This is a genomic window from Pseudarthrobacter quantipunctorum (genome assembly GCF_045291495.1).
In the GTDB taxonomy this organism is placed as follows: domain Bacteria; phylum Actinomycetota; class Actinomycetes; order Actinomycetales; family Micrococcaceae; genus Arthrobacter; species Arthrobacter quantipunctorum.
The window spans coordinates 3460454-3483640 of the sequence record NZ_CP148033.1; the positions used below are offsets into that span (position 1 = coordinate 3460454).

Here is a 23187-nt window from a genome sequence, read left to right on the forward strand (position 1 = left end):
TTCCGGAACCCTCCTGCACTGAGTGCAGGAGGGTTCCGTCATTTCGTGCATTAGCTGATGGAGCCTCTGACGGCCGGGGACAACGCCGGCCGATCGCGGGACGTTCATTCACCTGGGGTCGGTTACAGTTCCCATGAACAGCGGCAGCCCAGTTTCAACGTGGACGATCTGGTAGTGGAACGGCCTGTCGAACGCGCTGGTCCGCTCGGGCTCCGGCGGAGCGCTGGTGGCCTCGCCGTTGATCTGGGTCACCGCGGCGGCGATGGTGCCCTTTTCGGCCACAGTGATGTTGGCCGCCTGGGCGGCCTGTGTGATCATCATCTGCGGCTGGATGTTGTTGAAGTCATCCGTGGTGCCGAGCATGTTCTCCAGTCCCAGCGCCTCGAAGACCTTGCGGAGGTCAAAACTGGACTTGTGGTCCCAGCGCGGCAGCTGGATTTGGACTGACGCGGGCCGGGCGGTATCAAACGTGTCCGCGAATTCGGTAAGTTTCGCCACGTCGAAGGCCGCAGAGACGGGACTGCCAGCGGGAGCGGACTCCTCTTCGGGCAGGACCAGCCGCATGACGAAACCGTCGGCATAAGGAAGATCCACACCCTGCCAGCCGGCGCCTTCCGCATATTTCATCCTGAGTTCGTTGTGCATGGCGGGCACGATGATTTCCTCGCCAACCGCTGTTGTGAAGGGCAGGTCAGAGGTGGCGTTCGGATCGAACGGTGCGCTCCAGGCAGAGGCGAAGTACAACGAGTTGAGCAGGCTGAAAGTGTTGTTGGGGTCGTACTCCGCCGGGGCTTCCTTGATCCTGCCACCGGTGTTCCTGTTCACCCAGGCATCAATGGCGGGCTTCGTTGCACCCTCATCACTGAAATCCACGGGATAAACGCCGGTCCCATAATGCCGGGCCAGGGTATCCAGGAAGGGCTGTCCGGTAGGCACGTCTGTATCTACAAACAGGCCGTTGGCCGAGTGCATGACCGGCTTCTGCGGCGGGTTCTCCTCATCCACCGCACCGGGGTCACCGTCGAACCTTTCGAGCGAGCGGAGGACCGCGTTCATGGCCTCATCGCGCGTCTCGGGAGGAAATTGCAGGATGTTGTCCATCTCGGCAGCGGTCTTACCGGTGGCACCTGCACGGAGCATGGCGAGGGCAATTAGGAGGCTCCCGGGCGAGGACACTACGTTCCCGTTTGCGCCGTCGCCGCCGTCGGCCAGCAATGCTTCGCCGAGGAAGAGCGCGGAAGCCCGGAAGGAGCGCAGTTCAGCGGCGTACTCCTCCCGGTCCACATAGACCCGCTCGACGCCGTCGGCCGTGAGGAGCTCCGGGGCCGGGGACGGGCCTGGCGCCGCGCACCCTGCCAGTCCCATCAAGGCACCCCACGCGATCATCCGCTGAAAACGAAACATCTCTGTTGCCTCCCCGGCATGCCGCGGGCGGGAACCCGCCTCCTCCCAGTGAAACAGCGACGACGGCGGAGGACCATGCGGGCAAGATCACGCTTTGCGCTCGATTCGGTCTCCCGCCCGCGGAACGCCCTCGCCGCCGGACGCTCTCTCACTTAGCGCGGGCTACCTCAGCAGGTGGCGCTGCGCCTCCGGGTGGAACGGCCGTCGTCGAAAACCCTGGCCTGAATGATGGGATTGCCGCCCTCAAAACGGAAAGGGTGGATGCCCCGTTCTGGTCCGGCGGAGTCCCCACCGCAGCCATCGCCGCAGCCCAACAGGACGTCGCGCTGGCCTTCCTGGACCTGTCCGGCCTGCTGCCGGAACTGCGGCGGCGGTACGGCGGCATCTACGACTGCGTCCTTATCCCCGAGGGAAGCTACCCGGGGGTGCCGGCCGTGTGGACGGTGGGTGCGCCCAACCTGCTCCTGTGCCGCAGGGACCTGGACAACGCCACCGTGGAGCGGACGGGTGCAGTTGCTGGTGCACTCCGCCGCCGAGCTGATCCCCCAGTCCAGCCTGGGCGTGCAGTTCCTCGGCGCAGAAAGCCTCATCAATACCGTCGGAGTCCCCCTGCACCCGGCGGCAGCGGACGCGTACCGGGCGCTGCAGGGCTGACCCAAGCCCCATCACTTCCCGCCGCGTATCCGCCAACGCCCCATCACTTTCGTCTGGAAAGTGAGCGCGCGTTGCGGGAAAGCCCACCACAAGCGGGCAGGCATTGGGTCAGGTTTCGGCTTCTTATCCACATACGCGCTTCAGGCTGTCGCAGGGCTGAGAGTTTCCTCCCTACTGTTTGGGGGACCAGGAGAGCAGGAAGGAAGCGAGGATCACTGTGGGCAGGAACCAGCGCCGACGGGCGGGACGAACGAACCATGTGCGGAACCAACCAGGAGACCCTTTCAAAGCCTCCGCACCGCAAGTGGCCACCCCTTCATCGGGCAACGTCCGGGAGTTGGAAACCCTGGCCCCGGCCTTCATCTGCTGGTACATCCAGCGCCCCTTCAGCACAGACGTGGAAGAGGTGCTGGCGAGCCTGAAGCTCTTCTTCCGCTTCTACCCTGAGTTTGGTGAAAAGCGTTCCATCACTGCCCTCGACCCGGCCGAGGTCGCAGCAAGATTGGCGTCCCTCATCATCCATACCGTCTATGAAGGCATCGTGGCCACCTATTCGCTGACGACGTTCCTGCGCTTTCTCCACGATTCCGGCCGGTGGTCCGGCAAGCCGGAATCGTACCGGGCAGTAAACGGCATCCTGACGGACATCATCTGCCTGGACATGCGCTCGGCACCCGGCGGCGCGGAGACGGCTAACGTCGTCAATGCTGCCCCCGCTGGCTAGCTCCCCGAGTGCGCCTGAAGGAAGCTGTACACCTCGGTCTCGTCCACGCCGGGGAATGCCCCGGGCGGCATTGCGGCCAGCAGGTGCGAGTGGGCACGCGCGGAAGGCCACGCATTGCCGGCCCAGTGCGACGCAAGCTCGGCCGGCGGTCGCTTGCAGCAGTTTGGATCCGGGCAGGTGGACTTGGCCCTTGCAGTCGTCTCCCGCCCCCGGAACCATTTCACGTGCTGGTACGGGACCCCGATGCTCAGCGAAAACTCCCCGGTGGCGGAGCGTTCGGTGCGGGCGGTGCACCAGTATGTCCCCGAGGGCGTGTCGGTGTACTGGCTGTAGGCACTGAATTTGTCCGGGACGTCGAACACTGCCCTGGACGTCCACGCCTTGCATGACGGCTGGCCCTCGATGGCGCCGGTGTGGTCCTGGGGGAACGCCACGCCGTCGTTCTCGTAGGCCTTGTAGATGATCCCGCTCTGGTGGGTCTTCTGGAAGTGCGTGGTGATGCCCAGGTGCTGGGTGGCCAGGTTGGTAAACCGGTGGGCGGCCGTTTCGTAGGACACGGCAAAAGCATCGCGGATGTCCTCCACCGCGATTTCCTTGGCGGCCTTGGCCTTGTGCAGGAATTCCATGGTGGCCTGCTCGGGGAGCAGGAGCGCGGCGGCAAAATAGTTCGTTGCCACGCGCTGGGCCAGGAAGTCGCCGTAATTCTTCGGGGTTTCATGGCCCAGGACGTAGTGGCCCAGCGCCTGCAACAGCACCGACCGGGGGTCGTGGTCCGTCCGCTGGTTCTGGGTGAGGTAAATTCTGTGGTTCTTCAGGTCGGTCACGGACCGCGTTGAATGCGGCAGGTCACCCACGTGGTGGAGCGTGAATCCAAGGTTCTCGGCGATGTCCGCGATGACGTGCTGGCTGAGCGGACCGGTGGTGTAGCCCACGGCTTTGAGGACCTTCTGCGCCTCGGCCTCGTACTCCGGGAAATAGTTGCCGCGCTCGCGCATCATGGCCCGCAGTTCGCCATTCGCCCGGCGGGCTTCCTCAGGGGTGGCCACCTGCTCGTTCATCTTGCGTTCCAGCTCGTGCAGCAGGCCCACCTGGGCCTCCAGCACATCCAGCGGAAGCCGCGAACTGATGCGGATTTTCGGCAAGTCCAGCGTCTCGTACAGCGGGCTGCGCTGGTAGCGTTCCAGCTCGATCTCCAGGGCGGCGCGTCGGCTGGGCGGTTCGGCACCAAGAAGCTGGTCGATGGTGACGTTGAGCGCGGAGGCCAGGTGCTGAAGCAGCCCCAGCTTGGGTTCCCGCTTTCCGTTCTCGATCAGGCTCAGCTGGCTGGGCGCCGTACCGACGGCGGCGCTGAGGTCATCGAGGGTCAGTCCAGCCTGCTTGCGCAGATGCCTGACCCGCCGGCCGAGGCTGATGACGTCCAAACCAGCGGACGCGGCGGAGGGTGCTTGCGGCGAGACTTCTCTGTTCCAGCTTCCAGGCGTCATTTCTGAAGGATACGTGAAGAAATACATTTCTTTCCATACTTTTTCTCTAGAAAGGTGCTTGAAAGTGCTGAAAAGTAGTGATCACGGAAAGAAACACCGCACCGGGAAGCCGGCGGGAACTGCAAAGGCGCAGTTCCCGCCTACCGATTCCGGAGCTCAATCAAGGAGATCAACGATGACTGCAGCATTTGAGCCCACCCAGCAGACGCCCGCAGAGCAGGCCGCCGCCCTGGAGCTCGAGTGGGCCGCCAACCCCCGCTGGGAAGGTGTGACCCGGGACTACAAGGCTTCCGACGTCGTCCGCCTCCGCGGCCGCGTCTCCGAAGAGCACACCCTGGCCCGCCGTGGTGCGGAGAAGCTGTGGAAGCAGCTGACCGAAGAGCACAAGACCGGCGGCTACACCAACGCCCTGGGCGCCCTGACCGGCAACCAGGCCGTGCAGCAGGTCAAAGCCGGACTCCGTGCCATCTACCTTTCCGGCTGGCAGGTCGCCGCGGACGCCAACAACTCCGGCCACACGTACCCGGACCAGTCCCTTTACCCCGCCAACTCCGTTCCCACGGTGGTCCGCCGCATCAACAACGCCCTCCTCCGGGCGGACCAGATCGAGTTCTCCGAAGGCATCCAGACCGTCGAGGACTGGATGGTCCCGATTGTTGCCGACGCCGAGGCAGGCTTCGGCGGGCCGCTCAACGCCTACGAGCTCATGAAGTCCATGATCCAGGCCGGCGCCTCAGGCGTTCACTGGGAGGACCAGCTCGCGTCCGAGAAGAAGTGCGGCCACCTTGGCGGCAAGGTCCTTATCCCCACCCAGCAGCACGTCCGGACCCTGAACGCGGCACGCCTCGCGGCCGACGTCGCCGGTACCCCGTCCGTCGTCATCGCCCGCACCGACGCCGAGGCAGCCACGCTGATCACCTCCGACGTCGACGAGCGGGACCAGGAATTCATCACTGGCGAGCGCACCGCCGAAGGCTTCTACAAGGTCCGCAACGGCATCGAACCCTGCATCGCCCGCGCCAAGGCCTACGCCCCGTACTCCGACCTCATCTGGATGGAAACGGGCACCCCGGACCTCGAACTCGCCCGCAAGTTCGCCGAAGCCGTCAAGGCCGAGTTCCCGGACCAGATGCTCTCCTACAACTGCTCGCCGTCGTTCAACTGGCGCAAGCACCTGGACGACGCCACCATCGCGAAGTTCCAGCGTGAACTTGGCGCCATGGGCTTCACGTTCCAGTTCATCACCCTGGCCGGCTTCCACGCCCTGAACTACTCGATGTTCGATCTCGCCCACGGCTACGCCCGGGAAGGCATGAGCGCCTACGTCGAACTCCAGGAGAAGGAATTCGCCTCCGAATCCCGCGGCTACACCGCAACCAAGCACCAGCGCGAAGTCGGCACCGGCTACTTCGACGACATCGCCACCGCGCTCAACCCGAACGCATCCACCCTCGCACTGGTCGGATCGACCGAAGAGGGCCAGTTCCACTAAAACCTTCCCGCCCAAGGTGAATTGTTGGCTTGACTCACCGAAGGGCACGACGGCGGCACTCACCTCAGTGTGACCGCCACCAGGCCGGGAAGGGACATCCGGAAGCGTGCGTAAAAGGGGCCCTGTCCCCGCCGTCGACCGAGCTATGCGAGGTCCTACGACGGGGATGGGGAATAGCACGCGGAGGACGTCCCTTTCCGGCCCCACCCACTCAGGCAAGTGCCGCCGTCGAACTCCCCTTTCGTCTTTAAGGAGACTGAAATGAACAGCTTTACTGACAGCTTCACCATCAATGGCATCACCATGACCGCGCAGCCGATTTGCCGGCAGGACGAGGTACTCACCCCGGATGCCCTGGCTTTCATAGCAAAGCTGCACCGGACGACGGCGGCGCGGCGGCAGGAGCTGCTGCAGGCACGCCGGACGCGGCGGGCTGAGATCGCTGCCGGACAGGATCCCCGGTTCCTCCGCGAAACGGAACACATCCGCAACGATCCGTCCTGGCGTGTCGCTCCCCCGGCCCCGGGGCTGGAGGACCGCCGCGTGGAGATCACCGGGCCGGTGGACAAGAAGATGACCATCAACGCCCTGAACTCCGGGGCCAAGGTGTGGCTCGCGGACATGGAAGACTCCTCCACTCCGACGTGGCGCAACGTCATCAAGGGACAGCTGAACCTCACCGACGCCCTGGAGCGGCGCATCGACTTCACCTCCCCCGAGGGCAAGGAATACAAACTCCGCCCGGCCGGTGACCTGCCCACCATCGTGGTCCGCCCCCGCGGCTGGCACCTGCCGGAGAAGCACATGCTGATCGACGGCGAACCGATCGCCGGCGGCATCGTGGACTTCGGCCTGTTCTTCTTCCACAACGCCCGCCGCCTCCTGGCCCAGGGCAAGGGCCCGTACTTCTACCTGCCGAAGATCGAGAACCACCTCGAAGCACGCCTGTGGAACGACATCTTCATCCTGGCCCAGGACCTGCTCGGCATCCCGCAGGGCACCATCCGCGCCACGGTGCTGATCGAGACCATCACCGCGGCCTTCGAAATGGAAGAGATCCTCTACGAACTGCGGGACCACGCAGCGGGCCTGAACGCCGGCCGCTGGGACTACATCTTCTCGCTGATCAAGAACTTCCGCACCCGCGGCCCGCGTTTCGTCCTGCCGGACCGCAGCCAGGTGACCATGACCCAACCGTTCATGCGCGCCTACACCGAACAGCTGGTCCGCGCCTGCCACAGGCGGGGCGCCATGGCCATCGGCGGCATGGCCGCAGCCGTCCCCAACCGCAAGGATGAAGCCGCCAACACCAACGCGCTGGAGAAGGTCCGTGCGGACAAGACCCGCGAGGCCAACGACGGCTTCGACGGCTCCTGGGTGGCACACCCGGACCTGGTGCCGGTCTGCCGCGAGGTGTTCGACTCCATCCTGGGCAGCAAGCCCAACCAGTTGGACCGCACCCGGGACGAGGTGATCCCGGATGACCGCGCCCTGATCAACGTGGCCGCCACCGAAGGCACCATCACCGAACAGGGCATCCGGAACAACATCGAAGTCGGCATCCGCTACATCGAATCCTGGCTCCGCGGCAACGGCGCGGTGGCCATCCACAACCTCATGGAGGACGCCGCCACCGCCGAGATCTCCCGCTCGCAACTGTGGCAGTGGATGTTCGCCAGCGCCATCACGGACCGCGGCGAAATCGTCACCCACCACTGGATCGAGGAACTCCTGGACGAGGAATTCGCGCGGCTGGAACGCTTCGACGGCGACCGCTTCGAAGACGCCCGCGACATCTTCGAGGAGGTCACCATGGCCCAGGACTTCCCGTCCTTCCTCACCCTTCCCGCCTATGCGCGGTACCTGACCGAAGCCCGCGAGAAGGCCACGGTCGAGGAACTCGCCGCCGCATAACCAGAATTCCGTTCGCCGGGCCGGCACGCCCTTTCGCAACAGGCACCTCCGAAATCCGGAGGGCCGGCCCGGCGGCGGAGCACCTTCCCCGCGAGATGGCATTTGATGGCAGTGTTTTGGGAAACTATTGCCGCCAAGTGCCATTTCGCGTGTCCGCGGGGAGGGACGTACGACGGCGGCGCCTGGCTCAGCGCCCCTTCGGCACCTGCCGCACGGAAAGGGTGGTGCCGAGGAAAAACGCCAGGACGGACACGAGGATCGCCAGCAGCGGCACCGTCCAGGCGCCGGACACCCCGTGGAGGTAGCCCAGCAGCGGAGGAGCAGCCGCGCCGATCGCATAACCGGACCCCTGGACGACAGCGGACATGCGTCCTGCCGAAGCCTGGTCCCGTGCCAGCCGGATGATGGCGATGAAAATGAGGGTTATGCCGCCGCCCTGGGCAATACCGCCGGCAGTGGACCACAGCCACCAGAACCCGGGGGCCAGCAGCAGCCCGCCGGGCACCATGATCCACAAGGCACCCAAGGTGACTGCCACCGCCGTCGTGCTCATGTACTTCGCGGCAAACGGCACCCCGAGGCCGCCCACAATGGCGAGGATCTGGAAGATGGAGGAAGCCGCGCCGGCCTCGGACGCGGACATTCCCAGCTCGTCGTTGAGGTAGCTGGGCAGCCATGCCGTTACCCCGTAATAGGAAAACGCCTGCCCGGCGAAGCCGGCCGTCAGCCCCGCAGTAATCCAGCGCGAACCCCGGACCGGCGCAAGGCTGCTGTCGGCAGTGCTTTCGGGCGAGACCACAAACGCGCTTCGCGGACCTACCGCCAGGATCCAGATCACCACCGCGGCCACCGCCAGGACCGCCACGGATCCCAGTGCGAACCTCCACCCCGCCATGCTGGCCAGCGGTGCGGTGGCCACCGATGTCAGGAACGAGCCGATGTTGAGGGCTGCCGTGTAGATGCCCATCGCGGTCCCCTGCCGGGCCGGCGCAAAGTCGCGGCGGATAATCAGGGGCACCGCGATGTTGCCCACCGTGATGGCCAGCCCGATCACAACCGTGCCGGCCACCACCAGGACGGGCCCTCCCGCGGAACGCACCAGGACGCCGGCCAGCACTCCCAGGATGGTCAGCGTCACCGCGAACTCGGCGCCGAACTTCCTGGCTGCCAAGGACGCCAGTGGCGCGGCAAGGGAGAAGCAGAGAACCGGGATGCTGGTCAGCAGCCCCAGCAGCACCGGGGTGAAGTTGAGCTCGGCCTGCATCAGGTCCACCACCGGGGCCACGGCGACAAACGGACCCCGAAGGTTGAGGGCGAGCAGGCCGATGCAGGCCAGCAGGATCCAGCTGGCGGGAATCCGGGCGAGGATCCGGCCGCTCACGGGGCGAAGGACCGGTCTGGGGGTGGTTTCATCACTCCCATTGCTATCACGCGCGGCGGTTCCGCCGTTTCAGGCGGCCCCGCGGGACCCGCTGCCTTACGATGAACTTCACGCCAGAGAGATCCGGGACGAAGGACAACGCCATGCAGCACCGCCTCGCCATCCTTGATGACTACCAGGATGTAGCCCATGGTTTTGCCGACTGGGCAGCCCTCGAAGCGGAGGGGGTACGTGTTGTTACCTACCGCGAACCTTTTGCCTCGCCCGAGGCCCTGGTGGCCGCGCTGGCGGATGTCACCATGGTGGTTGCCATGCGCGAACGGACGGCCTTTCCGCGCGAGGTCCTTGAAAAACTTCCCGGCCTCCAGCTGCTGGTGACCACCGGCATGGCGAATGCCTCCATCGATGTTGCTGCCGCCGTCGAACAGGGCATCACCGTGTGCGGCACCCCTGGTTCACCCACCGCGGCCCCCGAGCTGACGTGGGCGCTCCTTCTGGCCATCGCCAGGAACCTGACGGCCGAGGAGAACTCCCTGCGCGCCGGCACCTGGCAGACGTCGGTGGGCTTCGAGCTGGCAGGAAAGACCCTCGGAGTGGTGGGGCTTGGCAAGATTGGGCGCCGGATCGCGGCCTACGGGCAGGCCTTCGGGATGGAGGTGCTGGCGTGGAGCCAGAACCTCACGGCTGAAGCAGCCAAGGAGGTTGGCGCACGCCTGGTGTCCAAGGACGAACTTTTCCGCCAGTCTGACGTCGCCACACTCCACCTGCGGCTCTCGGCACGCTCGGAAAACATCGTGGGTGAGCAGGAACTGCGGCTGCTGGGACCCGAAGGCATCCTGGTCAATACCGCACGGGGCCCGCTGGTCAACCAGGACGCACTGCTGAAGGCCCTCAGCGAGGGCTGGATCCGCGGTGCGGCGCTGGACGTGTTCGACCAGGAACCGCTGCAGGCGGGCCACCCGCTCCTCACCACACCCAATACGGTGCTCTCCCCGCACCTTGGCTACGTCACGCGGGAAAGCTACCGGCAGTTCTACGGCGGGGCTTTTGAGGACGTCACCGCCTGGCTGGCCGGCGAGCCTGTCCGGACCATCACGCCGTAGCGGGGTTCAGCCCGCCACGGCATTCCCGGCAAGGGTTGCCTCGATAACTGCCGGGGAAAGGACATGCCGGGTCACCAGCTGGCTGGCCCCGAGGATGGCGGCCTTGTCCCCGGCATGGGACAGCCCCACCCGCAGCTGCGACGTGGCAAGGGGCAGCGAGCGCCGGTAGACCACCTCCCGGACGCCGGCCACCAGGTGCTCACCCGATTCCCCGATGCTTCCTCCGATCACAATGACCGAGGGGTTTAGGAGGTTCACCACGGTGGCGAGCACATCGCCCACGTCCCGGCCTGCCTGGCGCACGGCCTGGATTGCCTGCTGGTTCCCGTGGGCCACAAGCCGGACCACATCCGCGCCCTTCGCCGCCTCCAGCCCCTCGCCGCGCAGGGCTGCGGCGATCGCGGGTCCCGAGGCGAGGGCTTCAAGGCAGCCGTGGTTTCCGCAGCGGCACAGGACGTCGTCACCGCGGGGGACGCGGACATGGCCAAGGTCGCCGGCGGTGCCGTTGGCGCCGCGCTGCAGCTCGCCGCTGCTGATGATGCCCGCGCCGATGCCGGTGGCCACTTTCACGAAGATGAAGTTGTCGTGGTCCGGCCAATGGGCGGTTCGTTCACCCAGGGCCATGATGTTGACGTCATTGTCCACCAGCACGGGGACCGGCAGCGAGCGCTGGACGAACCGGACCACGTCGAACCCGTCCCAGCCGGGCATGATGGGCGGTTTTACGGGGCGCCCCGTGTCATGCTCCACGGGCCCGGGAAGCCCGATTCCCACGCCTGCAAGGTCCGCCACGCCCCGGGATGCCGACGCCAGCAGTTTCGCTGCCTCGCGCACCACCAGCCCCAGCACCTTCTCCGGCCCGTCCGCCACCTGCTGGTCCATCCGCCGTTCAGCCAGCACAGAGCCGCCCAGGTCCGTGACGGCCAGCGCCACGTGCGTGGCCCCTACGTCGACGGCGAGCACCACCCGGGCGGCCGGGTTGAAGGCAAAGCGCGACGGCGGCCTGCCGCCGCTGGAGGTTGCCTCACCGGCCGGACCGACCAGTCCGGAAGAGATGAGGGCGTCAATCCGGGCCGCAACGGTCGACCTGGCCAGGCCCGTGGTTCCGGCCAGCTCGGCGCGGGTGCGGGCCTTGCCGTCCCGCAGCAGCTGGAAAATGTCGCCGGCGCGTCCCGGCAACGCCTGGGGCTCCGCGGGAACCTGCCGGGCGGTTGTCTTGTTCATAGGACATGGATAGCAGATCTACTTATTTATGTCACGGCAGCAACTTTTGCTTGACGTTCGGCAAAAGTGCTCCTAGCTTTGCAGGTAGACCTGCATCACAGCACTTGCCATCGTGGCCAAGCAACCGGGAGACAACTTGTCCTACTCAATACAGCTCTACACCCTGCGGGACGCCATCCAGGAGGACCTGGAAGGCACCATCCGCAGGGTCGCCGAGATCGGCTTCACCCAGGTGGAGCCCTACAATTTCGTGGCCACGGCAAAGGAACTTGGCGCAGCCCTGAAGGAAAACGGGCTGACCGCCCCCTCCGGCCACGCACCGCTGCTCAGCCAGGACCAGGACCAGATCTTCGCGGCAGCCAGGGACCTGGGCATCACCACCGTGATCGATCCGTTCATCGCCGCCGACCGCTGGCAAACTGCGGAGGACATCCAGGCCACGGCAGCGGCGCTGAATGGGGCCGCCAAAAAGGGCGCCGAATACGGCATCCGCGTTGGCTACCACAACCACCAGTGGGAGCTGGAGTCCACCATCGACGGCCGGACTGCCCTGGAATACTTCGCCGGCCTGCTCGATCCGGAACTGGTCCTTGAAGTCGACACCTACTGGGTGTCCGTCGGCGGGCAGGACCCCGTGGATATCCTCACCAGGCTCGGTGACCGGGTGAAGCTGATCCACATCAAGGACGGGCCCCTCACCACGGACACCAAAGCGCAGCTGCCTGCAGGCAAGGGCCGGGTTCCGGTCCTGGACGTCATTGCCGCCGCCACCTCCCTGGAGGTGGGCGTGGTGGAATTCGACGACTACGCCGGAGACATCTTCGAGGGCATCGCCGAGAGCCTCGCTTTCCTCAACGCCGCCGGGAGCACCACAAACAACGCCGCCGCAAACACCGAAGGAGCCCAGGCATGAGCACCCCCTCCATGGCAAAAGGCCCGGTTGGCGTCGGCGTCATCGGCGCGGGCAACATCAGCAAGCAGTACCTGGACAACCTCACCACCTTCCCCGACCTCAAGGTCCACGTGATCGCGGATCTCTTCGAGGAAGCCGCCGAAGCCCGGGCCAAGGAATACGGAATCGCCGAGTGGGGCGGTGTGGAGAAGGCACTGCACCACCCCGACGTTGAAATCATCGTCAACCTGACCATCCCGGCAGCCCACGTCGAGGTGGCCACTGCAGCCGTTAACGCAGGCAAGCACGTCTGGACCGAGAAGCCGTTCTCCCTTGACCGCGAATCAGGCCTGGGGCTCCTCAAAACCGCTGACTCCGCAGGCATCCGCCTGGGCTGCGCCCCAGACACCTTCCTCGGCGCCGGCCTCCAGACCGCCCTGCGCCTGATCCAGCGCGGCGACATCGGCACCCCGCTGGCGGCCATGACCACATTCCAGACGCCCGGACCGGAGTCCTGGCACCCCAACCCCGCGTTCCTGTTCCAGTACGGGGCGGGCCCGCTGTTCGACATGGGCCCCTACTACCTCACAACCCTGGTCCAGGCGTTCGGCTCCATCCGCAAGGTGGTCGCGGTCGGGTCCAAGGCCAAGGACGTCCGCGTCATCGGTTCCGGCCCCAAGGCCGGGGAGGAATTCACGGTGGAAGTCCCCACCCACGTCTCAGCGATGGCCCAGTTTGAGGGCGGAGCATCCTCCCACAGCGTCTTCTCCTTTGAGTCCCCCCGCACCAGGATGGGCTTCGTGGAGATCACCGGTACCGAGGCCACCCTTTCCCTGCCGGACCCCAACAACTTCGACGGCGACGTCAAGCTCTGGCGGGCAGGCGACGAGGACTGGACCACCATCCCGGCCACCGGGCCCGCGAACGGCCGCGGCATGGGCGTCCTGGACATGGCGCGCTCGCTCCGCGCCGGTGTCCCCCACCGCGCCACCGGCGACCTGGCTTACCACGTGCTCGATGCGATGGTCTCCATCTCGGAGTCCATGGATTCAGGAACATTCGTGGACGTGGCAAGCTCCGCACCGGCGTCGGCACCCCTCCCCGAAGACTGGGCACCGGAAACCCTAACCCTCGGGGACACCGCATGAGCGCGGACGCAGGCACCGCCACACCGCTGGGCGTGGCAATGATTGGCTACGCCTTCATGGGCAAGGCGCACTCCAACGCGTGGCGGAACGTGGCCAGCTACTTCGACGTCCCCGCGTTCGAGCAGAAGGTCCTGGTGGGCCGGGATGCCGCAGCAGTTGCGGAGGCCGCCGCGAAGTACGGGTGGGCAGAGACCGCCACGGACTGGCGCACCGTCCTGGACCGGGACGACATCCACATCATCGACGTCTGCGCACCCGGCTGGATGCACGCGGAAATCGCCATCGCCGCCCTGGCTGCCGGCAAGCACGTGCTGCTGGAAAAGCCGCTGGCCAACACAATGGCCGAGGCTGAGGCCATGACCGCTGCCGCCGGCGCCGCCAGGGCCCGGGGCGTGCAGTCGATGGTGGGGTTCAACTACCGTAGGGTCCCGGCCCTCGCCCTGGCCAAGGAGCTCATAGCCGAGGGCAGGATAGGAACGGTCAGGCACGTCCGCGCCGCCTACCTGCAGGACTGGCTCGCAGATGACCAGGCGCCCATGTCCTGGCGGCTGAAGAAGGAAACCGCGGGCTCCGGGGCCCTCGGTGACATCGCGTCGCACGCCATCGACCAGGTCCTGTTCCTGCTCGGGGACCGGGTCACGGAGGTCTCGGGCCGGACCCACACCTTCGTCAACCGGCGCCCGGCGGAAAGTGGTCCCGCAAGCGGGCTGGAGGACGTAACGGTCGACGACGCCGCCTGGGCAACGCTGTCCCTCGCCTCCGGGGCGATCGCCTCCGTGGAGGCATCCAGGGTGGCCACCGGCCGGAAGAACTCCCTGCAGCTCGAGGTTTTCGGTGACAAGGGAGCCCTCCGCTTCGACCTCGAAAACCTCAACGAACTCCAGTTCCTGGACGCCACCGCCCCCGCCCGGGAGCAGGGGTTCCGGCGGATCGTCGTCACGGAACCGGAGCACCCCTACCTTGATGCGTGGTGGCCGCAGGGCCACATCATCGGCTGGGAGCACACGTTCACGCACGAGGTCCGCGACTTCCTGCTGGCGGTCAGCTCAGGAACCGCGCCGTCGCCGTCGTTCGAAGACGGGCTGGCGGTCCAGCGCATCCTGGACGCCGTGGAACAGTCCGCCGCTTCGAAGAGCAGCCTCATCCAGCTTGCCCCCGCCAACCCGGCCGCCGAATCCCAAGGAGCCTGACATGCCCCGCCCGTTTACCCTGTTCACCGGCCAGTGGGCCGACCTGCCGCTCGAGGAAGTTGCCAGGCTCGCCTCCGGCTGGGGCTACGACGGCCTGGAGATCGCCGTCTCCGGCGACCACCTGGACGCCTGGCGCTGGGACGAGCCCGGCTACGTCGAGTCCAAGCTTGCCCTGCTGGAGAAGTACAACCTCAAGGTCTGGGCCATTTCCAACCACCTCAAGGGGCAGGCCGTGTGCGATGACCCCATCGACTTCCGCCACCAGGCCATCGTCGGGCCCAAGGTCTGGGGCGACGGCGACCCCGAAGGCGTCCGCCAGCGCGCCGCCGAGGAGATGCAGCACACCGCACGGCTTGCCAAGGCACTCGGCGTGGACACGGTGGTCGGCTTCACCGGCTCCTCCATCTGGCAGTACGTGGCCATGTTCCCGCCGGTCCCGGAAAAGGTCATCGACGCCGGCTACCAGGACTTCGCGGACCGCTGGAACCCCATCCTGGACGTCTTCGACGAATGCGGCGTCCGCTTCGCCCACGAGGTCCATCCCTCCGAAATCGCCTACGACTACTGGACCACCGTCCGCACCCTCGAAGCGATCGGCCACCGCGAAGCGTTCGGCCTGAACTGGGACCCGTCCCACATGATGTGGCAAGGCATCGATCCCGTCTCCTTCATCTGGGACTTCAAGGACCGGATCTACCACGTGGACTGCAAGGACACCAAGATCCGCCAGACGGGGCGGAACACCGTCATGGGCTCGCACCTGCCCTGGGGCGACCCCCGCCGCGGCTGGGACTTCGTGTCCGCCGGCCGTGGCGACGTCCCGTGGGAGGCGTCCTTCCGGGCGCTGTCCGCGATCGGCTACGAGGGCCCCATCTCCGTGGAGTGGGAGGACGCCGGCATGGACCGCCTGCACGGCGCCCCGGAAGCCCTCGCCGCCCTCAAGAAGTTCGACTTCCCGCCGTCGAACACCTCCTTCGACGCCGCCTTCCAGCAGTAACTCGGAAGGTGGGGACGTAAAATCCCTGCATGACCTCTTCAATCCGCAAGGCAGCAGCGGACGACGCCGGTGCGCTGGCTGAGCTGGCGGCCGTCACCTTTCCCTTGGCGTGCCCGCCGTCGGCCTCACCGGATGACATCGCGGCGCACCTTGCGAACAAGCTCAGCGAACGGCACTTCCGCGAATACCTGGCCGATCCGGACACCACCATCCTGGTGATCGACGGTGCCGGCGGGCTGCGTGGCTACAGCCTGCTGGTGAACCGGCCAGCTGTTGACCCCGACGTCGTTTCCGCGCTCGGAATCCTGCCGTCGGTAGAGCTGAGCAAGTGCTACGTGCACCCGGAACACCATGGCCTGGGAGCCGCCGCGGAGCTGATGCAGGCGAGCCTCCATGCGGCGGCGGAAACGGGCGGCCGGGGCATCTGGCTGGGAGTCAACAGCCAGAACGCCCGGGCCATCCGGTTCTACGAGAAATCCGGCTTCCGGAAGGTGGGAACCAAGTCCTTCAGCCTGGGCAGCACGGTGGAGCACGATTTCGTCCTGGAGCGGGCCCTTCCCTGACTGGCCCTTCCCTGCCTGGTCCTACCCTGCGGGGTGCCTCAGGCCGGATAAACCTTCGGCGGGTAGGCCAGGTGCGGCCGGGGTTCGGCGAGCATCTTGAGGCCCGGCGGCAGTCCGTCGATGCTGCCGCCGGTGCCGTGGGCCCTGATGGTGATCCGGGAGGTGTCGAGCAGTACGTTCGCGGCCTGGAAATCGCCCATATCCTCAGGCAGGATGGGCGCCAGGTGGACTACTCCTCGGGTGTACACGGGGTCGAACCGGAGCAGGGCGCGGATCAGCTGTATGGGCGCCGCCGCAGCCCAGGCCTGGGGCGAGCATGCAGTGGGGTAGGGCACGGGCCCCTCAAACTCGCCCCGGTCAAAGCCGCAGAAGAGCTCCGGCAGGCGGCCGTCGAAGTGGTCGGCGGCTTCCAGGATGCCGGTGGCAAGCAGCCGGGCCTCCTCCACGAACCCGTAGCGCATCAGCCCGGTGGCAACCAGGGCCGAATCATGGGGCCACACGGAACCGTTGTGATAACTGACGGGGTTGTAGGCGCCCATGTCGGAACCCAGGGTGCGGATCCCCCAGCCCGTGAACATCTGCGGTGACATCAGGTGCTCCACGACGGACGGTGCCTTGTCCTCGTCCACGATGCCCATCCACAGGCAGTGCCCCATGTTCGAGGTACAGGCGTCCACCGGCCGCTTGTCCTTGTCCAGCGCCACGGCGAAGTAGCCCTTCTCCGGGAGCCAGAACTTCTCGTTGAACGCCGCTTTCAGGTCCTCGGCGCGCTTGGCCCAGTGGCTCTCCAGGTCCCGGTCGCCATCCCAGTGGGCCAGCAGGGACCGGCCCACGAAGGCCAAGTAAACGTAGGCCTGCACCTCACACAGGGCAATCGGCGCCTCGGCCATTGTTCCGTCCGCGAAGTTGATGCCGTCCCACGAATCCTTCCATCCCTGGTTGACCAGGCCATGGGTGTTGGGCCGAAGGTACTCCACGAAACCGTCGCCGTCGCGGTCCCCGTACTGGTCGATCCACTCCAGTGCGCGGTCCACGTGCGGCAGCAGCGGCTGGACTATGTCCTTGGACAATCCCCACCGGCTGAGCTCGCCCACGAGGGCGGCGAACAGCGGGGTTGCATCCGCGGTCCCGTAGTAGGCGGTTCCGCCCACGGCCAGGCCCGCGGTCACGCCAAGCCGCACCTCGTGCGGGATGCGGCCGGGCTCCTCCTCCGAGTCAGGGTCCACCTTTGTCCCCTGCAGGCCTGCCAGGGTCTGCAGGGTACCGGCGGCCAGTTTCGGATCCACCATGAGGCTCATGTAGGAGGCCAGGATGGAGTCCCGTCCGAACAGGGCCATGAACCATGGCGCACCTGCCGCCACGGCTGCCCGTTCGGGATGATGAGGATCAAAGATCCGCAGCGATCCCAGGTCGCTTTGGCTGCGGTTCAGGGTGGCCTGCAGGTTGGCGTCCGCAACGGTGATCAGCGGAACGTTCTGTTCCCAGTGGCGGTGCCGGCGGACGCCTTCCCGGTGATGCGGAATCCCGGTTTCGGTGAAAGCCTCGGCGGGCGCCTGGCCGTTTATCAGGGGTACCACGATGACGCTGGTGGCCCAATTGCCGCGGGCCGGGATGGTTGCCCGGAAGCGCAGCCCGTCCAGGCTGACCTCCGCTCCGCGGGCGCGGACCGCCGTTCCGCGCTGGTGCCCGTCACGGACGTTTTCGATGACGAGCTGGCCATCCTGGACAGACCGGGTGGTCTCGTGGGTAGCGGGAATCCGCCCGCCCTTGACGTCGAACAGGTCGGCCTGGTCGGCGGCGACAAGGAGTTCAATCTCGCATTCCACCGGTTCCGCCGAGTAGTTTTCCAGCGTGATGTCATCCTGCAGGCCCGGCCCTATGTGGCGGACCTGCCGGACCACCAGTGGGCTGTCGAACCGCCCGTCCGGCCACTTCGCCCTGCCAACAAACGTGGCTTCGAAGGGTTTGGGCCGCTGGGCCGAGAGCGGCTCCCGCAACGCGCCGTTAACCCGCAGCACCCAATGGGAAATGATGCGGGTGTCCTGGAAGAACGCGCCGTTCGTGCCGCCGTCGGAACTGATGTCCCCGGTCCCCGCTGAAATGCAGAACGAGGATCCCTCCAGTACCGTCACCGAACCGGACTCGGCAGCGCCTGCCTCGGTATCTTCGTTCCACGCGGTCATGGAAGGGCTCCTTCCTTCAGGGATACTGCCGGGGACGGGAGGACCGCCGGCCCTTAAAGATTCTGGTGCACGTGCGCAGTATGCGGAACCCCTCCGGCCGGTCTGCTTTCAATCAGTTCCCTGAATAGGCGGATGTGCTGGTCCACCATGCGCTCGACGCTGAACTGGTCCACTACAGCCTTGCGGCAGGCTGCCCTGCTCAGCCCGGCGGCGGCCCCGACGAAACCGGCCAGGTCGCCGGTCTTGCCGAGGAAGCCCGTGCGTCCGTGCTCGATTATTTCCGGGGCGGAGCCAATCCTTGTCCCGATGACCGGAGTGCCGGTGGCCAGTGCCTCGATCATCACCAGCCCGAACGGCTCGGACCACTGGATGGGGTTCAGGAAGGCAAGCGCTCCGCCCATCAACCGGTACTTCGTTGCGTCGTCCACTTCGCCCACGAAATCCTCGTTGGGTCCAAGCAAAGGCTCAATAACCTCGTGGAAGTACCGGACTTCGTCGTGTTCGCGCATCTTCACGGCGATCCGCAGGGGCAGGCCGGCCTCGCGGGCAACCATGATGGCCTCCAGCAGCCCCTTGTCTGGGCAGGACCGCCCCACAAAGCACAAGTACCCGCCGGTGCCGCTGCCCACCGGCACCGGGGAGACATCCATGCCGTGATGGATAACCCTGGTGACCGGCACGTCGGGAGCATGCGAAGCCTGGTCCCGGGAAATCGCAATAACGGCTGCCCGCCGTGCGATGGCCCGGTAAATGTCCACGGCGTTCGCGTTCAGCGGGCCATGGATGGTGGTAACCACTGGGGTTCCCCGGGGCGAATGCACGTACAGGGGCCCTGCCATCGTGTGGTCGTGGATGATGTCAACGTCCCCCAGGCCTTCGTAGGCCCTGACCACGTGGCTGAGTTCCGACGTCGTGGAACCCATCTCATGGGGCACTGCCGCCCGCATTCCCGGCACGATCGGCACAGGGCACGTACTCTCCGAGGGTGCTGCCAGCAGCACTTCATGGCCTGCAGCCACCAAACCCCGGGCCAGGCTGTCCACGACCCGTTCGATCCCCCCGTAGGTCACGGGTGGAATCGGGATCCAGGGTCCAGCAACAAGTCCTATACGCATTCCTGGCCTCCATGAGGACGACAGGCCGGGATCCCCAGTTGTCCTGGCACTTCCAGCGGACCCGTTCTTTAGTCCGCATGGCGATTCGGAACAAGATCTCCGAGGGCGTTTGCTTAACCTTTGATCCGACTATCGCCCTATCAGGGGCCGCAACACAAGCCCTACCGTGAGGTACCTAACAGCGCGCCCCGGAATGCCGCCGCGCGGCTCCGGGTTGTCGGAGGTATGAAGATTGAGATCTGGTCCGACGTCGCGTGCCCGTGGTGTTACATCGGCAAGCGCCGCTTTGAAGCCGCCCTGGCCGCGTTTCCGCACCGGGATGCGGTGGAGGTGGCCTGGCGGAGCTACCAGCTCGACCCAACCCTTCCTGAACACTATGACGGAACCGAGCTGGACTACCTGAGCACCCGCAAGGGCATGCCGCCGCAGCAGGTTTCACAGATGTTCGACCACGTAGCCCGTGAAGCGAGGGGCGAAGGGCTGGACTACCGCTTCGATTCTGTGGTGGTGGCCAACAGCTTTACGGCACACCGCCTGATCCACCTCGCTGCCGCGCACGGCACGCAGGACGCCGCCAAGGAGCGGCTGCTCAGTGACCACTTCGAGCACGGCAAAGACATCGGCAGCCGGGAGTACCTGACGTCGCTGGCGGTGGGCCTTGGCATCCGCCGGGCCGAGGTGGATGAGCTGTTCACCACCGACAAGTACGCAGATGACGTCCGCTTCGACTTTGAGGAGGGACGGTCCCTGGGCATCAGCGGAGTCCCGTTCTTTGTGATCGACCGGAAATTCGGACTCTCCGGGGCCCAGCCTGTGGAGACGTTCTCGGCCGCCCTGGACCAGGCATGGCAGGAGGCCAACCCGCTGGTGCTGGTCAATTCTGCGGACGGCGCGGCCTGCGGACCGGACGGCTGCCCGGCCTAAGCAACCGCCCAAACAATGGGCAGGGTGTTTGCTGACACATCGCGGTAAAGTGTCTGTATGCCCAGGATTTCAGCGGCCAGCAACGCCGAGCAGCGAGCGGACACCCAGCGCCGCATTCTTACGGCTTTCGGCGAACTCCTCTTCTCCCATGGCCTGCCCGGCCTGACCATGACGGATGTGGCACGGCACGCGGGCGTTGGCCGGACCGCCGTGTACAACTACTACGCGGACATCGAGGAGCTGCTGATCTCCTACGCCCTGGATGAGACGGAGAAGTTCCTCTCCGAACTGCGGGACTCACTGGGCCAGCTGGACAATCCGGTGGACCGGCTCGCGCTGTACGTCCGCGCCCAGGTCGTTGACCTCAGCCGCCGCCACCTGCCGCCGGGACCCGCCATGGGAGCCGTCCTGTCGCCGTCGTCCTTTGCCAAACTCGCGGACCACGTTGGCGAGCTGAGCATCCTGCTGCAGGGCATCCTGCGGGACGGAATGGAGCAGGGCTACCTCCCGGCAGCGGACATCAACCAGCAGGCACAGCTCATTCTGGGCACGCTGTCCTCCAGCGCGGCCAGGGGCAGCGATGAGCCCGCCGAGCTGGAGGCGCGGGTGGCCAGGACAGTGCGCTTCATCCAGCTGGGTGCCGGCGCCAGGTTCGACGACGACGGCCGTCCCGTCCGGGTAAGCCACCTTCCGGCCGTGGCCGGCTGACTGGCCTGCGAAACTTCAGGAAGCGGGCGCGGCCGACGGGAGGACTGGCCATTTGTCGTCGTCGGCAACGCGGCGGCTTTCCCGCGGACAGCTGAGGGTTCCCGGAGTCTGGTCAACGAGGTCAGGCGGCGTGAGCGCCTTGTAGTCCTGGGCAAGGATCACGTCCACGCTCCCGTCCGTCCGGCTGTCCTGGAAGTAGTCCGAACCCGGAAGGTTCCGCTGGACACTGAACGCGGCCGACTGCCCGGCGGCTCCCGAAATCACGGCGGCAGCACCGCGGTAGCCGGCGTCAACGTTGGACACGGCGCCCACCACGAACTTCCGGGCCAGGAACTCGTCCGCCACTGAACGGGCCAGCCCGGGCCTGCTGGTGGAGTTGTAGACGTTCAGGTTGATCTGCTCATTCGGGGTGTAATCGAACGTTGCGGCGGGGCAGGTGGAGACGGCTTCCTCGGCAGGCGCCGCGGCGGGGATCTTCAGCTGCCCGTTAATGATCGCCAAGGCCGTGATGATGGCCGCCGCGATGAGGCCCGCCAGGAGGACCAGGACAATCCCGTGCAGCACGCGCCGGCGCACGCGGGCTGTTTGGTCGGCCCGGGCTGCCGCAAAAGTGGCACGAAGTTCCGGGCCGGTGACTACGTGGTGGCCGTGGAGGACGCTGACGTCCTGCTGTCTCTTCCTAGCCATCTATCACCAGGACGCGGGCGTGGATGGCGGTGCGCTGGTGCAGGGCGGTGCGGACGGCGCGGTGCAGCCCGTCCTCCAGGTAGAGGGTTCCCTGGTACTGCACCACGTGCGGGAAAAGGTCACCAAAAAAGGTGGAATCCTCAGCAAGCAGCGCCTCGAGGTCAAGGGTGCGCTTGGTGGTCACCAGCTCGTCCAGCCGGACCGGACGCGGCGGAAGCGAAGCCCATTCCTTGGGCGTCGTGTAACCATGGTCGGGGTAAGGGCGGCCCTCGCCCACAGCTTTAAATATCACCTTGCCACACTAGGCATCCTGCACGCCCAGCGAAAGTACCCGGCGGTTCCCTCCGCATGTTGTGGCCAAACAGTGACCATGAGCCGCTGCACCCACCGCCGGTTGCCGTCGCAGACCGCCGTGGGCGGCGTGGAAGGTTCAGCTGACAGAATAGCTGCATGACAACATCCGAGTCCCCTGCCTTTTCCGCACCCGGAATCCACGCGCCTGCCATGCCGCCGCTGGCACTCCTGCTGGATGTGGACGGGCCGGTGGCAAGCCCCGTGACGCGGGACGTGAAGCGGGAGATCATCGATGACCTCGTGGCGCTCGCAGCTGCGGGGATTCCGGTCGTTTTCAATACGGGACGCTCGGACGCCTTCATCCGGGAGCAGGTGATGGAGCCCATGATCGCCGCCGGAATTCCGGACGGGACCATCATCCATGCCATCTGCGAAAAGGGGGCCGTCTGGTTCAGCTACACCGCAGCCGGGCCCGGCCCCATCCACGTAGACCGGGAACTCGCCGTGCCCGCAGCGTACGGGGACGACATCCGGCGCATGGTGGCCGAGGACTACGCCGCGCACATGTTTTTTGATGAAACCAAGCGCGCCATGGTGTCCGTGGAACAGCACATCGAGGTGCCCAGTGCCGACTACCTCGCGGAGCAGAAACTCTTCGACGCCGACGCGATGGAACTGATGGCCCGCCACGGGCTGGGCGTAGTGAGGCTGGACCACCATGCCCCCAATTCCGACGACGAGGTGGACTACCGGGTGGATCCCACCATCATCTCCACGGACATCGAGTCGGTACGGCTCGGGAAGGACCTGGGCGCCAGCCGGGCAGTGGAACTGCTGGCCGCGCAGGGCATCACCCCGGCCGCCTGGCGGACAGTGGGCGATTCGCGCACCGACTACGCCATGGCCGATTGGCTCCACCACAACGACCACCCGGTCAAGCACGTGGACGTCCGGCCGGCCGACGGAATTCCCGAGAAACCGTACCCGGTCCTGACGGCCGAGGACCTGGGGCTTGAGGCTTCCGTTATCCACGACGACGCCGGCGGGGCTTTCCTGCGCAGCTGGCGGGAGGCGCTGGGCGCCTAAGCCGGTTCCCCCCGGCCCCG

The 23187-nt window shown here is 66.2% G+C and carries 21 protein-coding genes and 1 pseudogene; 14 read left to right on the forward strand and 8 right to left on the reverse strand.

Annotated elements, in window-relative coordinates; translation table 11 throughout:
- Positions 1 to 108 precede the first annotated feature (108 nt).
- On the reverse strand, positions 109 to 1404 hold the full coding sequence (locus WHH00_RS15660) for a serpin family protein (RefSeq protein WP_406634204.1): 1296 nt from the start codon (positions 1402 to 1404) through the stop codon (positions 109 to 111).
- A gap of 257 nt (positions 1405 to 1661) precedes the next feature.
- Between WHH00_RS15660 and WHH00_RS15665 the strand changes: the two are divergent.
- From WHH00_RS15665 to WHH00_RS15675, 3 genes and pseudogenes are all read left to right on the forward strand, one after another.
- Positions 1662 to 1841 (forward strand): annotated as a pseudogene (locus WHH00_RS15665) (C4-dicarboxylate ABC transporter substrate-binding protein); the annotation flags it as partial.
- A 70-nt stretch (positions 1842 to 1911) separates the two neighbouring features.
- The gene (locus tag WHH00_RS15670) at positions 1912 to 2058 is read left to right on the forward strand and encodes a hypothetical protein (protein WP_374152892.1); all 147 of its coding nucleotides are present in this window, start codon (positions 1912 to 1914) and stop codon (positions 2056 to 2058) included.
- A 304-nt stretch (positions 2059 to 2362) separates the two neighbouring features.
- Positions 2363 to 2782: a hypothetical protein gene (locus WHH00_RS15675; RefSeq protein ID WP_406638711.1), complete on the forward strand. Its 420-nt coding sequence runs from the start codon at positions 2363 to 2365 to the stop codon at positions 2780 to 2782.
- On the opposite strand, the gene WHH00_RS15680 is transcribed toward WHH00_RS15675, so the two are convergent.
- Complete coding sequence (locus WHH00_RS15680) at positions 2779 to 4293, reverse strand: helix-turn-helix domain-containing protein (RefSeq protein ID WP_406634206.1); 1515 nt, start codon at positions 4291 to 4293, stop codon at positions 2779 to 2781. The two genes, WHH00_RS15675 and WHH00_RS15680, sit on opposite strands and share 4 nt — an antisense overlap.
- 148 nt (positions 4294 to 4441) lie before the next feature.
- Between WHH00_RS15680 and aceA the strand changes: the two genes are divergently transcribed.
- Positions 4442 to 5758: an isocitrate lyase gene (aceA, locus tag WHH00_RS15685; protein WP_363938360.1), complete on the forward strand. Its 1317-nt coding sequence runs from the start codon at positions 4442 to 4444 to the stop codon at positions 5756 to 5758.
- Between the two features lie 261 nt (positions 5759 to 6019).
- Entirely contained in the window at positions 6020 to 7672 is a 1653-nt protein-coding gene (gene aceB, locus WHH00_RS15690) for a malate synthase A (protein ID WP_406634208.1), read from the forward strand.
- 187 nt (positions 7673 to 7859) lie between these two features.
- Here the strand turns inward: aceB and WHH00_RS15695 are convergent, their stop codons facing one another.
- A complete protein-coding gene (locus WHH00_RS15695) occupies positions 7860 to 9053 on the reverse strand; it encodes a CynX/NimT family MFS transporter (protein WP_406634210.1) in 1194 nt (397 codons plus the stop codon).
- Positions 9054 to 9196: 143 nt separating this feature from the next.
- Between WHH00_RS15695 and WHH00_RS15700 the strand changes: the two genes are divergently transcribed.
- The gene (locus tag WHH00_RS15700) at positions 9197 to 10156 is read left to right on the forward strand and encodes a D-2-hydroxyacid dehydrogenase family protein (RefSeq protein WP_406634212.1); all 960 of its coding nucleotides are present in this window, start codon (positions 9197 to 9199) and stop codon (positions 10154 to 10156) included.
- 6 nt (positions 10157 to 10162) lie between these two features.
- Here the strand turns inward: WHH00_RS15700 and WHH00_RS15705 are convergent, their stop codons facing one another.
- Positions 10163 to 11380: an ROK family protein gene (locus WHH00_RS15705; protein WP_406634214.1), complete on the reverse strand. Its 1218-nt coding sequence runs from the start codon at positions 11378 to 11380 to the stop codon at positions 10163 to 10165.
- Between the two features lie 136 nt (positions 11381 to 11516).
- On the opposite strand from WHH00_RS15705, the gene WHH00_RS15710 reads away from it, so the two are divergent.
- Genes WHH00_RS15710 through WHH00_RS15730 form a run of 5 tightly spaced genes read left to right on the forward strand, consistent with a single transcriptional unit; the run spans position 11517 to position 16170 of the window.
- Entirely contained in the window at positions 11517 to 12293 is a 777-nt protein-coding gene (locus tag WHH00_RS15710; protein WP_406634216.1) for a sugar phosphate isomerase/epimerase family protein, read from the forward strand.
- Positions 12290 to 13420, forward strand: a complete 1131-nt coding sequence (locus tag WHH00_RS15715) for a Gfo/Idh/MocA family protein (protein ID WP_406634218.1) — start codon at positions 12290 to 12292, stop codon at positions 13418 to 13420. Before WHH00_RS15710 ends, WHH00_RS15715 begins: the two co-directional genes overlap by 4 nt.
- Positions 13417 to 14610 (forward strand): Gfo/Idh/MocA family protein, encoded by a 1194-nt coding sequence (locus WHH00_RS15720; protein WP_406634220.1) that lies wholly within the window; start codon positions 13417 to 13419, stop codon positions 14608 to 14610. Before WHH00_RS15715 ends, WHH00_RS15720 begins: the two co-directional genes overlap by 4 nt.
- Position 14611: 1 nt before the next feature.
- Complete coding sequence (locus WHH00_RS15725) at positions 14612 to 15607, forward strand: sugar phosphate isomerase/epimerase family protein (RefSeq protein ID WP_406634222.1); 996 nt, start codon at positions 14612 to 14614, stop codon at positions 15605 to 15607.
- A 29-nt stretch (positions 15608 to 15636) separates the two neighbouring features.
- The gene (locus tag WHH00_RS15730; RefSeq protein WP_406634224.1) at positions 15637 to 16170 is read left to right on the forward strand and encodes a GNAT family N-acetyltransferase; all 534 of its coding nucleotides are present in this window, start codon (positions 15637 to 15639) and stop codon (positions 16168 to 16170) included.
- Between the two features lie 38 nt (positions 16171 to 16208).
- Here WHH00_RS15730 and WHH00_RS15735 read toward each other — a convergent pair whose 3' ends face one another.
- Both WHH00_RS15735 and WHH00_RS15740 read right to left on the reverse strand, forming a co-directional pair.
- The gene (locus WHH00_RS15735; RefSeq protein ID WP_406634226.1) at positions 16209 to 18353 is read right to left on the reverse strand and encodes a glycogen debranching N-terminal domain-containing protein; all 2145 of its coding nucleotides are present in this window, start codon (positions 18351 to 18353) and stop codon (positions 16209 to 16211) included.
- 53 nt (positions 18354 to 18406) lie between these two features.
- Positions 18407 to 19468 carry a glycosyltransferase family 4 protein gene (locus WHH00_RS15740; protein ID WP_406634228.1) on the reverse strand — a complete coding sequence of 354 codons (1062 nt, stop codon included), beginning with the start codon at positions 19466 to 19468 and terminating at the stop codon, positions 18407 to 18409.
- Positions 19469 to 19693: 225 nt separating this feature from the next.
- On the opposite strand from WHH00_RS15740, the gene WHH00_RS15745 reads away from it, so the two are divergent.
- Together WHH00_RS15745 and WHH00_RS15750 are read left to right on the forward strand one after the other, a co-directional pair.
- Complete coding sequence (locus tag WHH00_RS15745; RefSeq protein ID WP_406634230.1) at positions 19694 to 20392, forward strand: DsbA family oxidoreductase; 699 nt, start codon at positions 19694 to 19696, stop codon at positions 20390 to 20392.
- 57 nt (positions 20393 to 20449) lie between these two features.
- Entirely contained in the window at positions 20450 to 21100 is a 651-nt protein-coding gene (locus tag WHH00_RS15750; RefSeq protein ID WP_350000793.1) for a TetR/AcrR family transcriptional regulator, read from the forward strand.
- Positions 21101 to 21115: 15 nt separating this feature from the next.
- On the opposite strand, the gene WHH00_RS15755 is transcribed toward WHH00_RS15750, so the two are convergent.
- Together WHH00_RS15755 and WHH00_RS15760 are read right to left on the reverse strand one after the other, a co-directional pair.
- Entirely contained in the window at positions 21116 to 21787 is a 672-nt protein-coding gene (locus WHH00_RS15755; protein ID WP_406634232.1) for a LytR C-terminal domain-containing protein, read from the reverse strand.
- Positions 21780 to 22079 carry a type II toxin-antitoxin system VapB family antitoxin gene (locus WHH00_RS15760; RefSeq protein WP_102976783.1) on the reverse strand — a complete coding sequence of 100 codons (300 nt, stop codon included), beginning with the start codon at positions 22077 to 22079 and terminating at the stop codon, positions 21780 to 21782. Before WHH00_RS15760 ends, WHH00_RS15755 begins: the two co-directional genes overlap by 8 nt.
- 158 nt (positions 22080 to 22237) lie before the next feature.
- Here WHH00_RS15760 and WHH00_RS15765 point away from each other — a divergent pair, with 158 nt between their 5' ends.
- Entirely contained in the window at positions 22238 to 23167 is a 930-nt protein-coding gene (locus WHH00_RS15765; RefSeq protein WP_406634234.1) for a hypothetical protein, read from the forward strand.
- Positions 23168 to 23187: the final 20 nt, after the last annotated feature.

What these genes read in the sequence shown, in the direction of transcription:
- WHH00_RS15730 (WP_406634224.1), top strand. Translation starts at nt 15,637, where the DNA reads ATGACCTCTTCAATCCGCAAGGCAGCAGCGGACGACGCCGGTGCGCTG.
- WHH00_RS15660 (WP_406634204.1), bottom strand. Translation starts at nt 1,404, where the DNA reads ATGTTTCGTTTTCAGCGGATGATCGCGTGGGGTGCCTTGATGGGACTG.
- WHH00_RS15765 (WP_406634234.1), top strand. Translation starts at nt 22,238, where the DNA reads ATGACAACATCCGAGTCCCCTGCCTTTTCCGCACCCGGAATCCACGCG.
- WHH00_RS15745 (WP_406634230.1), top strand. Translation starts at nt 19,694, where the DNA reads ATGAAGATTGAGATCTGGTCCGACGTCGCGTGCCCGTGGTGTTACATC.
- WHH00_RS15750 (WP_350000793.1), top strand. Translation starts at nt 20,450, where the DNA reads ATGCCCAGGATTTCAGCGGCCAGCAACGCCGAGCAGCGAGCGGACACC.
- WHH00_RS15720 (WP_406634220.1), top strand. Translation starts at nt 13,417, where the DNA reads ATGAGCGCGGACGCAGGCACCGCCACACCGCTGGGCGTGGCAATGATT.
- WHH00_RS15735 (WP_406634226.1), bottom strand. Translation starts at nt 18,353, where the DNA reads ATGACCGCGTGGAACGAAGATACCGAGGCAGGCGCTGCCGAGTCCGGT.
- aceA (WP_363938360.1), top strand. Translation starts at nt 4,442, where the DNA reads ATGACTGCAGCATTTGAGCCCACCCAGCAGACGCCCGCAGAGCAGGCC.
- WHH00_RS15755 (WP_406634232.1), bottom strand. Translation starts at nt 21,787, where the DNA reads ATGGCTAGGAAGAGACAGCAGGACGTCAGCGTCCTCCACGGCCACCAC.
- aceB (WP_406634208.1), top strand. Translation starts at nt 6,020, where the DNA reads ATGAACAGCTTTACTGACAGCTTCACCATCAATGGCATCACCATGACC.
- WHH00_RS15700 (WP_406634212.1), top strand. Translation starts at nt 9,197, where the DNA reads ATGCAGCACCGCCTCGCCATCCTTGATGACTACCAGGATGTAGCCCAT.
- WHH00_RS15725 (WP_406634222.1), top strand. Translation starts at nt 14,612, where the DNA reads ATGCCCCGCCCGTTTACCCTGTTCACCGGCCAGTGGGCCGACCTGCCG.
- WHH00_RS15740 (WP_406634228.1), bottom strand. Translation starts at nt 19,468, where the DNA reads ATGCGTATAGGACTTGTTGCTGGACCCTGGATCCCGATTCCACCCGTG.
- WHH00_RS15680 (WP_406634206.1), bottom strand. Translation starts at nt 4,293, where the DNA reads ATGTATTTCTTCACGTATCCTTCAGAAATGACGCCTGGAAGCTGGAAC.
- WHH00_RS15705 (WP_406634214.1), bottom strand. Translation starts at nt 11,380, where the DNA reads ATGAACAAGACAACCGCCCGGCAGGTTCCCGCGGAGCCCCAGGCGTTG.
- WHH00_RS15715 (WP_406634218.1), top strand. Translation starts at nt 12,290, where the DNA reads ATGAGCACCCCCTCCATGGCAAAAGGCCCGGTTGGCGTCGGCGTCATC.